The following is a 13,820-nucleotide window of genomic DNA, read 5'->3' on the forward strand; positions in this document are numbered from 1 at the left end:
GTCGTTTGGAGGGATCCTAGCGCGCTTGTTACATATGGCATCGATAACATATGCTCTCGCACCGTGATCGAGCTGCCCGACGTTTCCGCGACCACGACCGACGCGCCGGGCGGTGCGAGCGCCCTCACCTGGCGCGGGCGCCGCCTCTACCGCGACGGCGTTCCCCACCGCGTCCTGTCCGGGGGGCTGCACTACTTCCGCGTCCATCCAGACCTGTGGCGGGACCGGCTCCGCCGCCTCGCCGACCTCGGGCTCAACACGGTCGACACCTACATCGCGTGGAACTTCCACCAGCCCCGCGAGGACGCCGCGCCGAGCTTCGACGGCTGGCGCGACGTCGAGCGGTTCATCCGCACGGCGGGGGAGGAGGGCCTCGACGTCGTCGTCCGGCCGGGCCCCTACATCTGCGCCGAGTGGTCGAACGGCGGCCTGCCGAGCTGGCTCACCGCCCGCGACGTCGCGATCCGCAGCTCCGACCCCGCCTTCACGGCCCCGGTCGGCCGCTGGTTCGACGAGCTGATCCCGCGCCTGGCCGCGCTCCAGGCCGCCGAGGGCGGGCCGATCGTGGCGGTGCAGGTCGAGAACGAGTTCGGGAGCTTCGGCGACGACGAGGGCTATCTGCGCTGGAACCGCGAGGCCCTGCTCGCGCGCGGCATCAGGGAGCTGCTGTTCACCGCCGACGGCCCCACCGAGCTGATGCTCGACGGCGGCACCCTGCCCGGCACCCTGGCCGCCATCACGCTGGGTTCCAAGCCCGGCGCCGCGCGGCGGTTGCACGCGGCGCGGCGGCCGGACGAGCCGTTCGTGGTCGCCGAGTTCTGGAACGGCTGGTTCGACCACTGGGGCGAGCGGCACCACGTCCGCGGCGTGGACAGCGCCGTGGGCGCCCTCAAGGGCATCATCGCCGACTGCGGCAGCGTCAGCATCTACATGGCCCACGGCGGCACCAACTTCGGGCTGTGGGCAGGCGCCAACGAGCACGAGGGCCGCCTGCAGCCCACCGTGACCAGCTACGACTCCGACGCGCCGATCGCCGAGGACGGCACGCTCACCGCCAAGTTCTTCGCCATGCGGGAGGCGCTCGGGGCGCGCGGGCCCGTACGGACGTCCGCGCGGACCCCGGTGCTGCCGCCGGCGCGGGTCCCGCTCGCGCACCGCGCCGGCCTGCTCCCGGGGCTCATGGCGGTGCCCGCGCCCACCTCGACCGGCCCGCGCCCGGCCTCGTTCGAGCGGCTGGGGCTCGACGCGGGCATGGTCCTGCACACGGCGCGTCCGCGCGTCCCTGCCGGCGAGCACCGTCTCGTCCTCACCGACGTACGCGACCGGGCCCTGGTCTTCTGCGACGGCGTATTCGCCGGCGTCGCCGACGCCGGCCACCCGGAACTGGCGATACGCGGTACGGGCGCCGTCGTCCGCCTGGACGTCCTGGTCGAGAACCTCGGCCGGGTGAACTACGGGCCGGGCATCGGCCGGCACAAGGGCCTGCTCGGCCCGGTCCTCATCGACCGGCGCATGGTGCAGGGCTGGGACAGCACCCCGCTCGCCCTCCAGGACTGGACCTCGACCGACCTCACCCGCGCGGTTCACGGCGGACCGGCGACCGCGTCGTCCGGGTTCGCGGTCGCGACCGTGCGCGTCGCCACCCCCGCCGACACCTTCCTCGCGCTGCCGGGATCGTGCCGTGGCATGGTCTGGGTCAACGGGTTCCTGCTCGGCCGCTACCGGGAGATCGGACCGCAGGTCACGCTGTACTGCCCGGCGCCCCTGCTGCACCCGGGCGAGAACGTCGTGACGGTCCTCGAACTGGAACGCCTCGGCGCGACCCTCGACCTCCGGGACCGCCCCGAGCTGGGGCCGCCGGAGGAGTACGTCGAGGAGTTCGACTGATCGTCAGTCGCGCAGCGTGCCCCCGCCGTCGATGGCCCACGTCTGCCCGTTGACCCACTCGGCGTCGTCCGACAGCAGGAACGCCACGATGGCGGCCAGGTCGGCGGGCCTGCCCAGGCGGGGACTGCGGGTCATCTGCAGCGCCAGCTCCTGGAAGTCCTCGCTCAACCTGGACAGCGCCGTCCGGCTGAGCACCAGCCCGGGCGCCACCCCGTTGCACCGGATGCCCTTCTTACCCCAGCGGGTGGCGATGTGGCGGGTCAGCGTGTTGACGCCCGCCTTCGACGCGGCGTAGGCGGCGCGCACCGGCTCGGCCGCGTTCGCCGCTCCCGACGAGGTGTTCACGATGGCGCCGCCGCCCTGCTCCAGCAGCAGCGGGATGGCCGTGCGGCAGGTCAGGGCGTAACCGATCAGGTTCACCTCCAGCGTACGCCGCCAGATCGCCGGATCCATCGCCACGACGTCGCTGTCGGCGTCGAGGGTCTCCACCGACAGGTCCGCGCCCACGTTGTAGAGGCCGTCGACGCCGCCGAACTCGGCCATCGCCCGCTCGAACAGGGCCCGCACGGACGGCTCGTCGGCCAGGTCGAACGGCACGGCCACGGCGGTGCCGCCGGACGCGGTGATCTGCTTGACGGTCTCCTCGGCGCCGGCCTCGTCGATGTCGCCCACCACGACCTTGGCGCCCTCTTCGACGAGCCGTTCGGCGGTGGCGGCACCGATGCCGGACGCGCCTCCGCAGACGACGATTCGCTTTCCCGCTAAGCCGCGCATCGCGCACTCCTGCCGTGGGGGACCACTCCTTCATAACGACCATGGTCGTTACGGTCAACAGGTGTCCACATCCGGACACATTCTGGGGTGGACGTGCGAGGGGGTGGCGCTGATGCTGGTGATCGGTAACGTCGTGATCATCGGCCCATTGGGAGAGCCGCATGAAGATTCGTACCTGGACGCGTCGCGCCATCGTCTCGGCCGTCGGATTGGCCGCCGTGCTGGCACTGGGCCCGGGCCCCGCAGTCGTGGGCCCGGCCACGGCCACCAACGTGATTCGCAAGCCGCAGGTGGTGACGGTGCTGGCCGACACCGTGATCCGCAAGCCACAGGTCATGGTGCTGGCCGACACGGTGATCCGCAAGCCGCAGGTCATGGCGCCGGCCGACGGCGAATCCGGGACCAAGCGCCCGGTGTGACCAACGGCGCGCCGCCCCGGGGCGGCGCGCCGTTCCGTCAGAACGTGCCGGTCGTCGTGCCGGAGGCGCCGGTGGCCGGGGTGGTGAAGACCGTGTTGGCGCCCGGTTGCCACTGGTCGGCCGTGTCGGGGAAGTTCGCCTCCTGCCGTTTGACGCACTTCCATTCGACCTGGGTGCCGGGCGGCAGCTTGCCGATGGTGCCGGTCCAGGTCGGGTAGGCGGACGGGGTGAGCTTGACCGCGCTCGCCACCGACCACGCGCCGAGCTGCGGCACGTTGCCGACGGCGTAGACCGACTGGCCGGGGGTCGTGGTGCCGTTGTCGCAGCGGAACGTGGCCGACACCGGGGCCTGGCCGAGGGTGAACGCGAACGTCTTGGCCGTCGTGACGGCCGTGGCCGCCGACTTGGCGACGACGAGGTTGCCGCCCGCGTTGTACCAGCCGCTGGCGGCCGCGTCGAAGGCGGACTTGGTGGCGTGCTGGGTCAGCGGGGTGCCGTTCAGGGTGACGGCCGAGGACTGGGTGGGCGCGACCAGCTCGACGACGTTCGACCGGGTGGCCGGAGCGCCGGGGTAGGTGCCGCTGGAGGCGGCCACAGTGACGGTCGCGGTGCCGCCGGTCAGGTGCTGGTCGATCTGCGTGGTGCGGACGGCTCCCGACTGGTAGCCGGTCGAGGCGCCGTCGTCCTCGTAGAGGGTGAAGTTCGTGGCGGTCGTGGCGGGGTGGACGCGGGCGACCAGTTCGTTCCTGGTGGTGGCGTCGGTGCGCTTGCCCAGGACGTTCATGGTCTTGTCGTCCACGTGCATCTTGGGCAGGATCGCGCCCGCCCTGGCGAAGGCCGGCAGGCGGAAGGCGCCGTTCACCCACAGCGGGCGGTCGGGGAACCACTGACCGGTGCTGGTGAGCTGCTCGCCCGTGGCGTAGTCGTACCAGGTGCCGGCCGGGAGGTAGATGTCCCGCTCGCGCTCGCCCGCGCCCGCCACGACGCCGACCAGCAGGTCGCGGCCGATGAGCTTCTCGTTGCCGGACTCGCGGACGTTCGGGTCGTTCTGGTAGTGGTACGCCAGCGGCGGCACGACCGGCTCACCGAACCGGTAGGCCCGGTGGGCCAGCGAGTAGTAGTAGGGCGTCAGCTCGTAGCGCTGGCGGAGGTTGGCGAGGTTGCTGGCGGTGTGCCCGATCTTGTCCGGGGAGGTCTGTGCGCAGTTGCACAGGTTCTCGGTGTGCGGGCGCACCGGCACCTCGAACCACGCGCCGTTGGCGAACCACTGCGTGTACAGCTCGTTCAGGTCCGAGTCGAGCATCTCCCTGCGGAAGCCGCCGATGTCGGAGCCGTAGTAGTCGATGCCGGACATCGACATGTGGAGCTGCGCGTTCTGCTGCTGGGCCAGCGCGGTCAGCTTGGAGCCGATGTCGGCCGACCACATGGCCACGCCGTGCCGCTGCATGCCCGCCGCGCCGGAGCGGGCCAGCATGAACGGCCGCTTGGTGCCGGAGGCGTAGCCGCGGGCGATGCTCTCGGCCCACTTGAGGTTGTAGATGTTGTGGTAGTCGGCGTGGGCGTGCTTGCCGGGCAGGACGCCCGAGGTCCAGTCGCCGGCGTCGTACATCTCCGGCTCGCCCAGGTCCAGCCAGTGGCCCTGGATCCCGGCGTCGATCAGCGGCTGCCGTTTGGTCGTGTGCCAGTGGTCGCCGGCGGCGTCCCGCGTCCAGTCGATCATGCCGCCGCGGCCCCACCAGTCGTTGGTGGTGAGATACGTGGGCGCGCACGTCGCGCAGCCCGCCCTGACGAGATGGCCGCGGGTGGACAGGTCGGCGTGTTCGGGCAGGTTCCTGCCGACGTACGACTCCTCGATCGTCATCAGGCCGATGCCCTGGTTCGCCTGATAGTTCGCGATGGTGGCCGACGGGCTGGGGAAGGCGGCCGTGTCCCAGGTGAGGCTTCCCATGCGCGTGTTGTCGGAGCCCGCCGTCACGCCGCCGAACCACGGCAGGTCCAGCACGAAGCCGTCCACCGGGAACTTCGCCGTGCGCAGCCCGGAGAGCCGGTTGTCGATCTCGGCCCAGCCGTCGTAGCCGAACTCCGACACCCACATGCCGAACGCCTTCTTCGGCGGCACCGGCGGGCGGCCGGTCAGCTCCATGTAGTCCTTGCGCAGGTCGGGCAGGTCGGGCCCGGCCATCGTGTACCACCTGAGCTGGTCGCCCCACGTGTCCACCGTCCACGGGTCGCCGGTCAGGTTCCACTCCTGCTTGTAGACCTGGTCGAGCAGCAGGCCGTAGTTGAGGTTGGCGGCGCCGACCGCGAACAGGACCGGGATCTGGGCGTTGCCGACCGGGCCGTTGTCGGTGTCGTACGCCATCGCGTTGCCGTACGGGCCGCCCGGCGTGCGCGTCCGGCCCACCCAGTCGCCGTCCGCGCTGCCGCCCATGAGGAACTGCTCGCCCAGCCCGTACGCGTTCTGGATCGAGCCCTTGGTGATCGACAGGCCCTTCCACGCCTGGGCCAGGTTGCGCGGGCACGCCTCGTACAGCAGCCGCGCCGGGTCGTAGACCTTCACGCACAGCGTGCCGGCCGTGACCTCGACCTTCATCGCGCCCGTCGTGATCGTGTTGGCCGCCTGGGTGAAGCTCGCCGGGCCGGTGTAGTCGGTCTTGGCCACCTGCGGCGTGGTGAAGAGCGGCGCGCCGGCCCCCGGTGACGTGCCGTTGGCCAGCTCGAAGTGCACCAGGTCGTCGTCCAGGAACTCGGCGATCAGGTAGGCCGAGCCGCTGGTGAACTGGACCCGCTGGACGGCCGCCTGCGCGGGCAGGGCCACCAGCAGCGGTAAGAGCAGGGTCGTCAGGAAGATGAGCGCTCGTTTCATGGCCGGGCCACCACCAGGTTGTCGAGGTTGATCCCACCGCTGTCGTACGTGATCTTGATGGTGTGGGCGCCCGCGGTGAGCGGGGTGGTCAGCGTCGCGGTGCCCCAGGTGTCCCAGTCGGCGAGCGCGGGCAGCGAGAGCGTGCCGGCGGCGACGCCGTCCACAGTGATGGTCCTGGTCGAGGCCACGGTGGTCGCGTAGCGGAACTTGAGCTGGTGGCTGCCCGCCGCGTCGGCCTTGACCTGGAACGTCACCGCGTCACCCGCGCTCGCGAAGCCGTCCACGAACCCCGTCCCGGTGTATCCGGCGTGGTCGGTGTTCGTGGACGTGCCGGTGCCGGTCGCGAACTCGGCCTCGTAGGCCGCCTTGTCCACGCCGTTGAGGGTGATCGTCCGGTTCGCCGCGGCGCTCGCCAGCTTGACATGGGTGAGTTGCCGCACCGGGTCCCACCACCAGCCCTCGGCCGCGGCCTTGAGCGCGGCGAGGCTCGCCCGCGCCGTCGCGCCGGTCACCGAGGCCGGTTTCGTGCTCGCGACCTGCAGCGTGCCGGTCGTGGTGAGCGCGGGCACCGTGACGGTCACCGTGTGGGCGGCCCAGTTCTCGGCCGAGGTGATCGTGCGGGTGGCGTTCGCGGAGTCCTCGAAGTAGGCGTACGACGTCGATCCCGATGGATAGATCCGGAAGGTCAGGTTCGTGTACGCGTCCACGCTGTTGCCGATCTCCCCGCCGAGCTGGTAGTCGGCGTTGAGGTTGAGGGGGATGATCGCCCCGGGCTTGGCGTAGACGGGGATCGTGTCCAGGCCCGCGCTGTAGGTCTTGGTGCCGGGCCCGGTGAAGCGGCCGCCGTTCCACAGGTCGTACCACTCGCCCGCGGGCAGGTAGACGTTCTTCGAGGTGGCGCCCTGCGTGGTGATCGGCGCGACGAGGAGCTGCGAGCCGAACAGGTACTGCTGGTCCTGCGCCGCCGCCGTCGCGTCGCCGGGGAAGGCGAAGCTCATGGCCCGCATCATCGGCACGCCCGTCGTGGCGCTCGCCTTGGCCTCGGTGTACAGGTACGGGATCAGGTTCATCCGCACGTTGGCGAACTTGCGGAAACTGGGCACCACGCTCGTGTCACCGGTGCGCGCCTGCACGTTCCACGGCGTGCGCGCCTCCGAGGTGCCGGGATTCGCCTTCTCCGAGTGGTACTGCATGATGGGCGAGAACGTGGCCTGCGCCGCCGAGCGCAGATACAGCTCGGCACTGGGGAAGTCGCCGGTGAAGCCCGCCAGGTCCCACGCCGTGTACGGCACGCCCGACTGCCCGGCGCTGAGCTGCGCCCTGACCGCCTCCTGGAAGGCTCCGAAGCTGGAGTTCTGGTCGCCCGCCCAGAAGATCGACCTGCTCTGCGCGCCCGTCGTGCCCGCCCGGCTGAAGATCGTGCCGTCCGGCCTCTTGCCCTTGACGTAGGCGTTGTAGGCGCCGGTGTAGCTGTTGGGGTAGGCGTTGTGCATCTCGTCGCCCTTGCGGCCGTCGGCGAACTGCACGCTCCTGCCGAACACCGCCTCGCTGCCGTCGGTCTTGAAGCCGTCGACGCCGACCTCGTCGATCAGGTAGTCGCGCTTGCTCATCCACCAGTTCGCCGCCGCCGTGCTGGTGAAGTCGGGCACCATGCTGTCGCCGAACCACTGGCCGGTCGGAATGCGGTAGGGGCCGTTGGTGGCGTTCTTCGCGACGTATCCCTGCGCCTGCGCGTACGCCTTGTCGTTGAGGTGCTGCTGCGGCGCGGTCGGCGGGTTCGTGTCGAAGTTCTCCTTGAGCACCGGGATCTGCCAGAGGATCATCTTGATGCCCTTGGCGTGCGCGCCGGTGACCATGGCCCTCGGGTCCTGCCACGCGCTGCCCGCCGGGAACGTCAGATCCGCGTACGCCGGCTTACCGCTGCCCGGTTTGGGGGTGTACGTGGCCCCGTGCCACAGGTAGAACGTGGCCTCGTCGCTCCACTGCTCCAGCACCATCGCGGTGTGCGGGATCTGGTATGTGTCCACGTTCGCCAGCTCGGCGTTCACCTCGGCCTGCGTGTTCCACTCGTTGGCCGACATCCACACCCCGAACGCCCACTTCGGCGGCAGTTGCGGCCGCCCGGTGACCGCCGTGTAGTCGTCCACGATCTCGGCCGGCGTACCGGCGAAGACGTGGTAGTCGAGCGTCGAGTCCAGGCCGCCGCCGGTGTCCACGGTGAAGCCGGCCAGGTCGCTCAGGTGCGTGCCCAGGTTGAAGATCGCGTAGCGGGTGCCGGCGACGTGCACGCCGTACCCGGCCGAGTTCAGGAAGAACGGCACGCTCAGGTAGGTGCGCCGGGTGGCGCCCTGGTCCCGGTACTGGTTGTAGACGTAGTTGTGCACGTCGGTGCCGCGCTGGTCGAGCCGGTCGTAGCGCTCGCCGAAGCCCTCGAAGCGCTCGCCGGCCGGCGACATGAAGTGGTCCTCGATCTTGGTGATCGTGGTGGCGCCGTCGCTGGCCCAGCCGATGTTGCGGAAGGTGGCGGGGTCGTACTGGCGGGTGATCAGCGTCGTGCCGTCGCCCTTGTAGACCGACAGCCGGTACGGCGCCTTCTGGATCTTCAGGACGAGTGACGCGGTGGAGAGGGTCAACGTGCTGGCCGAGTTCGTCACCGTAAATCCGGATAAACCGGAAATGTTGAGACCTGAGCCGCTCGGGGCGATCTGCGTTCGGAACCGGTCGAGCGCCGGGAAGGCGAACCGGATCTTCGGCGTGAAGCTCCCCGCGCTGTCACCGGTCGTGACATCCACCGACGTGCCGTTGTTCACGTACCCCGTCACGTTCGTCACCGTGCTCCACGAGGTGACCGTGAACGCGAACGGGCCGGTGCTCTTCTGCCCGCCGCCGTTCACGTCGGCGTTGACCGTGTACGAGATCCGGTCACCCCGGGCGAACGTGCCGAGGTCGATCCGCCAGTAGCTGTTGTTGCCGCTGTTGTGGTCCCAGGCGGCGCCCACCGGGGTCTGGTTCACGCCGTTCTTCGTCCAGGTCACCCAGACCGTCTGGCCGGACTCGATCGGCCACGTCGTGGCGTTGATCCGGACCGCCTCACCGGCCATCGGGTCGCGGGGGAGGCGTTCGGTCGGCTCACTGGAGTAGAGGTCGTCGATTCCGGTCGGATTGTGGTGGATGCCGTCCAGCGCGTACGCGGGAATGGTGACGAGGGAGGCGAGCAGGACGAGCGCCACGACGATGGCGGCCGACCGTAACCGGCTCATGGGGGTGCCCTTCTTCAGAAGATGGCGGACAGACGGGACCAGTGCTCCGCCGCGCACAGGACGGGCGGGCGGTCGAGGGGCGCGGGCAGGATCACCGTCCGCCCGCCGGTCAGGTCGCGCCCGGTCCAGACGTCGGCCCAGCCACCTTCAGGGAGATAGACGGAAATTTCCGTAACGCCGGGCTCGGTCACGGGCGCCACCAGCAGCGCGTCACCGAGCTTGTACTGCAGCGGATGCCGCCACACCTCCGGATCCGCCGGATGGTCGAAGAACAGCCCGCGCATCAGCGGCGCGCCACCGGCGACCGCCGCCCGTGCCTGCTCCGCCAGATACGGCACCAGCCGCTCCCGCAGCTCCGCCAGCCCGCGGAACACCGGGATCACCCGCTCGTCCCCGGTCTGGGCGGCGACGTTCCACGGCGTGCGGTCCCTGATGGGCGTGCGATGGTGGTTGAACTCCGAGTGGTACTGCATGATCGGCATGAACGCCGACGCCCCCGCCGCGCGCAGATAGAGCTCGGCGTCCGGCACCGGCCCTGAGAACCCGGCCAGGTCCCAGCCCCAATAGACGATCCCGCAGGCCGAGGCCGTGATCCCGGCCCTGATCGAGGAACGGAACGCCTCCCACGTCGAGTCCTCGTCCCCGGCCCAGAAGACCCCGTGCGGCTGCGACCCCGCGAACCCGGCCCGGCTGAACGTCACCGGCGCCTTGCCGCACGCGCGCAGCAGGTCGCCGAACGCGCGGGCGTAGTGCACGGGGAACAGCCCGTTGCCCGCCGCGCCGTCGCGCCCGTCGGCGTAGCGCAGGTCGTGACCCCAGGCGTGCTCGCCGCCGTCGGTCTTGAACCCGTCGATCCCCACCTCGTCGACCAGGTAGCGCCGCTTGGCCGTCCACCAGTCGCGCACCTCCCGCGCGGACAGGTCGGGCATGAGCGCGAGCGGGAACCACCAGCCCCGGTTGCGGTAGGGGCGGCCGCCGGCCTCGCGCACCCCGTACCCGCGCTCGACGAGCTGCTTCGCGTCCACGGCGGCCTGGTGGCGGGGGTGCGGGCGCGTCTTCTGCAGCGGGATCTGCCAGAGCAGCACCTTGACGCCCCTGCGGTGCAGCTCGTCCACCATGGCCTTGGGGTCCGGCCACGGGCCGTCCTCGGGGAAGGTGTAGTCGGCCAGCCGGTGGGGCTCGCCGGACGGCTCGTACTCCGCGCCGCGGAACGCCGTGAACGTCGTCTCGTCGCTCCACGCCTCGATGACCAGCGCGCCCACCGGGATGCCGTGCTCGCGGTGCCGGTCCATCTCGGCCAGCACGCGCTGCTGGGTGTTCCACTCGTTGCCGCTGGCCCACAGCCGGAACACCCACTCCGGCAGCTCGGCCGGGCGTCCGGCGTCGCCGAGGAAGGCGTCCAGCACGTCCGCGGGGCGCTCGCCGCCGTAGAAGCGCACGCCCAGCTCGCCGTCCCGGCCGGTCTCGGCCTCGACGACGATCCGGCCCGGCCGCGCGGCGCCGACGTCGTACCAGGTCCTGCGGGAGGTCTGGACGTGCCAGCCCCAGCTCGCCGGGCCGCCCATGACCATCGCGTACGGCATCGGCAGGTACGTGCGCCCGTGCCGGCCCTGCGCCTTGTACTGCTCGAACACCACCGCGTCCAGGGCCCGGCCGACCTGGTCCACGGCGTCGAACCGCTCGCCGAAGCCGACCACGTGCTCCTCCGGCGTGAGCTCCAGCTCGAACCGCACCCGCAGCGGGCCGTCGCCGTCGGCGAGCCAGCGCACGCTGCCCGGCACGATCCGGTCGGCGCCGGTGACCTCCAGCTTGCCGCCGGCGTCCGACCAGCTCGCCGCCGTCACCTCGAACCAGCGGCTCGTACGGGCCGCGCCGTCACCGGTCGTGGCCCGGAAGCGGTAGGCGTAGCGGGTTCCGGCGCGCAGGGCGGGGGTGCGCACACTCCAGGAACCGGCGACGGCCCGCGCCGCCCGCGCCTGAGCGGCGGCCAGATGACCGCCGTCGCCCGTCGTGCCGCCCGTTTCGGTCGCGTTTACCCTGGTCAGCGGTAGCTCGACGGGTGCGGCGCCGTCCGCGGTCCACTCGCACACGACGGAGGTCACCCGCGCGGACGCCCGCACCCGCAGCTCCGCCGTTTCTCCGTCCAGCGGCCTGGCCGGGACACGCTGGTCCTCGGTCTCCGCGTACGGATGCCCCGAGCCGTACGGCCGGTGCCGGATCATGCCGTCACCCCCAGCTCGTCCGCGAGCACCAGGTACATGCCGTGCGACCACAGCAGCGGCGTGGCCACCGGCCCCCAGCGATCCAGCCACTCCTGCCGCCGATCCGGCGCCAGCAGCAGGCCGGGCACCTGCTCGGGCAGGTCGCCCGCAGGGTTCGCCTGCGCGGCCATCCACTCCAGATAGCGTGCCGCCTCGGCCCGCCGCCCGGCGCGGGCGTGGTTCCAGCCGAGGAACCCGGCGAGCAGCACCCACCGCCCGCCGCCGTAGAAGGTGTCGTCGAGGTAGCGGTAGACGCCGCCGTCGCGGGCGAGCTGCCGTTCGACCTCCGCGACCGTCGCCTCGCCGGCCGGATGCCCGGCCGGATACAGCCCGAACGGCTCCACACAGGCCAGCAGGCTCGCGTCCACCGCGTCACTGCCGAGCCACTTGCGCAGATGTCCCTCCTGAGTGACGCCCTCCTGCGCCACGAGCCCGGCGATGCCCTCGACGGCCTCGGCCGCCGCGGCCGACTCCGGGCCGCTCAGGACGCCGAGCGCGATCGCCGCGCGCAGCCCCGCGTGGATCGAGCCGAGCGTCGCCACGTGACGGTGCTCGACGTGCTCCTCCCACCAGTCGTAACAGGGCACGTGCCAGAACGCGGTCAGATAGCGGGCCGCCGTCCTGACGCCCTTCTCCACGCCGGGCACCACGTGGCCGTGCCGGACGCCGTGCTCCCGCAGCGCCCACAGCCACGTGCCGTACCCGTCGAGCTGGAAGTCCCACCAGTCGTCGTCGCCGTCGACACCGTCCAGCGTGAACCGGGTCGGCAGCATCTCGGCGGCCGGAACCGCCTCGCCGCGCCCCGCGCGGGACACCAGCGCGTCCACCTGGCCCGCGCGGTCGCCGACCACCCGCGCGCACCAGGCGTGGAAGGCGTCCGCGCCGGCCACGTCACCGTGCCTGCTCACCCCCTCGGCGATGAACGCGCCGTCGCGCAGCCAGGAGTAGCCGCGGTAGGCGGAGAAGGTGGGCGAGGCCGGATAGGCCCCGGAAGGCGCCTGCAAGCGCTTGATCACGTCGAGGCTGTGCGCGACGAGGGACAACGAATCTCTCCTGTAGTGCGTAGGAACGAGAAGGTCTAGCCGAGCAGGGCGTCGACTTCGGCGGCGGCCGCCTTGAGCGCGTCCTCGACGGACTTGCGGCCGGCCGCGGCCTCGCCGAGCTCCTTGGTCACCGCGTCCTGCATCTCCTGCTGGCGCTTGATCACCGGCGGCAGCGCGATGGACTTGAGCGAGTCGAAGACCGCCTGCCGATTGGCCGGCTTGGGATCCTTGAGATAGCCGGACAGCACCTGCTGGTCGGAGACCGGCGGCAGCTCCCACGACGACTGGACTCGGGTGTTCGCGGCGGTGTCCGAGGCGGACAGGAAGCGGGCCCAGGCCCACGCCTCCTTGCCGTGCTTGGTGGTCGAGGAGGCGGCGACCGCGTTGTGGAAGACCGCGCTGGCCTTGGCCGCGTCACCCGGCTCGACGACCACGTCCCAATCGAACGGCACGTCCTTCAGGCCCGCGAACTGCCAGATGCCGTTGTGCCACATGGCGAGCTTGCCGGACTTGAACAGGTTCGTGTCGTAGTCGGCGGTGCCGCCGATCTCGGCCTCGGTCGGCATCGTCTTGCCCACCTTCGACACCAGCCAGGTGGCCGCCTTGACGCCCTGCGGGCCGTTGAACGCCGACTTCCTGCCGTCCGCCGACAGGAACTCGCCGCCCGCCTGCTTGAGCGTCTTGTAGAACTCGAAGAACTGCACCGGCTGGAAGTCGCCGTACACGCCCTTCTTCTTGTCGGTCAGCTTCGCCGCGGCGGCCTGCTCGTCGGCCCACGTCCAGTCGGCGGTCGGCGGGGCCACGCCGGCCTTGTCGAACAGGTCCTTGTTGTAGAAGAGCACGACCGTGGAGAAGGAGGCGGGCAGCGCGTACTGCTTGCCGTCGCGCTTGAAGGCGTTGAGCGACTCCTGGGCGTACACCGCGGTGCCGCCGTCGCCCGCGACCGTGGCGAGGTCGAGCAGGGAGCCGGCGCTGGCGTAGGTGACGAAGTTCTCGTAGTTGAGCTCGAACGTGTCCGGCGCCGTGCCGCCCGCGATGCTGGTCTGGAGCTTGGTGAAGTACTGGTCGAAGGGGGCGGTCTCGACGACCACGTCCACGTTCGGGTTCTCCTTCTCGAAGGCCTTCTCGATGGTGTCGAGGTCCTTCACGTGGTCGGGCGCGGCGGAGAAGGTGAAGTACCGCAGCGTCACCTTGCCGGTCGCGGAGTCGGTGCCCTTGGTGGCCGAGCCTTGCGAGCAGGCGGTGGCGAGCAGCGCGGCCGCCGCGACGGCGGTGACGATCTTGATGTGTCGTGACATGGGGGGTTTCCT

General features: G+C 71.0%; 8 protein-coding genes. 2 read left to right on the top strand and 6 right to left on the bottom strand.

What is annotated here, in order from left to right; genetic code table 11:
* Positions 1-63: 63 nt before the first annotated feature.
* Positions 64-1,887 carry a glycoside hydrolase family 35 protein gene (locus tag C4V41_RS31640; RefSeq protein WP_200824368.1) on the top strand — a complete coding sequence of 608 codons (1,824 nt, stop codon included), beginning with the start codon at positions 64-66 and terminating at the stop codon, positions 1,885-1,887.
* A gap of 3 nt (positions 1,888-1,890) precedes the next feature.
* Here C4V41_RS31640 and C4V41_RS31645 read toward each other — a convergent pair whose 3' ends face one another.
* Positions 1,891-2,661 (bottom strand): SDR family NAD(P)-dependent oxidoreductase, encoded by a 771-nt coding sequence (locus C4V41_RS31645; protein ID WP_103959631.1) that lies wholly within the window; start codon positions 2,659-2,661, stop codon positions 1,891-1,893.
* Between the two features lie 161 nt (positions 2,662-2,822).
* Between C4V41_RS31645 and C4V41_RS31650 the strand changes: the two genes are divergently transcribed.
* The gene (locus C4V41_RS31650; RefSeq protein ID WP_103959632.1) at positions 2,823-3,080 is read left to right on the top strand and encodes a hypothetical protein; all 258 of its coding nucleotides are present in this window, start codon (positions 2,823-2,825) and stop codon (positions 3,078-3,080) included.
* Positions 3,081-3,117: 37 nt separating this feature from the next.
* On the opposite strand, the gene C4V41_RS31655 is transcribed toward C4V41_RS31650, so the two are convergent.
* The 5 genes from C4V41_RS31655 to C4V41_RS31675 are packed head-to-tail and all read right to left on the bottom strand — an operon-like array spanning position 3,118 to position 13,808.
* Positions 3,118-5,946 carry a TIM-barrel domain-containing protein gene (locus tag C4V41_RS31655; protein ID WP_103959633.1) on the bottom strand — a complete coding sequence of 943 codons (2,829 nt, stop codon included), beginning with the start codon at positions 5,944-5,946 and terminating at the stop codon, positions 3,118-3,120.
* Positions 5,943-9,206 carry a TIM-barrel domain-containing protein gene (locus C4V41_RS31660; RefSeq protein ID WP_103959634.1) on the bottom strand — a complete coding sequence of 1,088 codons (3,264 nt, stop codon included), beginning with the start codon at positions 9,204-9,206 and terminating at the stop codon, positions 5,943-5,945. Before C4V41_RS31660 ends, C4V41_RS31655 begins: the two co-directional genes overlap by 4 nt.
* Positions 9,207-9,220: 14 nt before the next feature.
* A complete protein-coding gene (locus C4V41_RS31665; RefSeq protein WP_103959635.1) occupies positions 9,221-11,428 on the bottom strand; it encodes a glycoside hydrolase family 31 protein in 2,208 nt (735 codons plus the stop codon).
* Positions 11,425-12,510, bottom strand: a complete 1,086-nt coding sequence (locus C4V41_RS31670; RefSeq protein WP_103959636.1) for a glycoside hydrolase family 15 protein — start codon at positions 12,508-12,510, stop codon at positions 11,425-11,427. The genes C4V41_RS31665 and C4V41_RS31670 overlap by 4 nt, the downstream gene beginning before the upstream one ends.
* Before the next feature lie 35 nt (positions 12,511-12,545).
* Positions 12,546-13,808: an ABC transporter substrate-binding protein gene (locus tag C4V41_RS31675; protein ID WP_103959637.1), complete on the bottom strand. Its 1,263-nt coding sequence runs from the start codon at positions 13,806-13,808 to the stop codon at positions 12,546-12,548.
* Positions 13,809-13,820: the final 12 nt, after the last annotated feature.

It is taken from the genome of Nonomuraea solani, assembly GCF_900108335.1.
GTDB lineage: Bacteria > Actinomycetota > Actinomycetes > Streptosporangiales > Streptosporangiaceae > Nonomuraea > Nonomuraea solani.

Coding starts and splice junctions, on each gene's coding strand:
- C4V41_RS31650 (WP_103959632.1), top strand. CDS start 2,823: ATGAAGATTCGTACCTGGACGCGTCGCGCCATCGTCTCGGCCGTCGGA.
- C4V41_RS31665 (WP_103959635.1), bottom strand. CDS start 11,428: ATGATCCGGCACCGGCCGTACGGCTCGGGGCATCCGTACGCGGAGACC.
- C4V41_RS31655 (WP_103959633.1), bottom strand. CDS start 5,946: ATGAAACGAGCGCTCATCTTCCTGACGACCCTGCTCTTACCGCTGCTG.
- C4V41_RS31675 (WP_103959637.1), bottom strand. CDS start 13,808: ATGTCACGACACATCAAGATCGTCACCGCCGTCGCGGCGGCCGCGCTG.
- C4V41_RS31645 (WP_103959631.1), bottom strand. CDS start 2,661: ATGCGCGGCTTAGCGGGAAAGCGAATCGTCGTCTGCGGAGGCGCGTCC.
- C4V41_RS31660 (WP_103959634.1), bottom strand. CDS start 9,206: ATGAGCCGGTTACGGTCGGCCGCCATCGTCGTGGCGCTCGTCCTGCTC.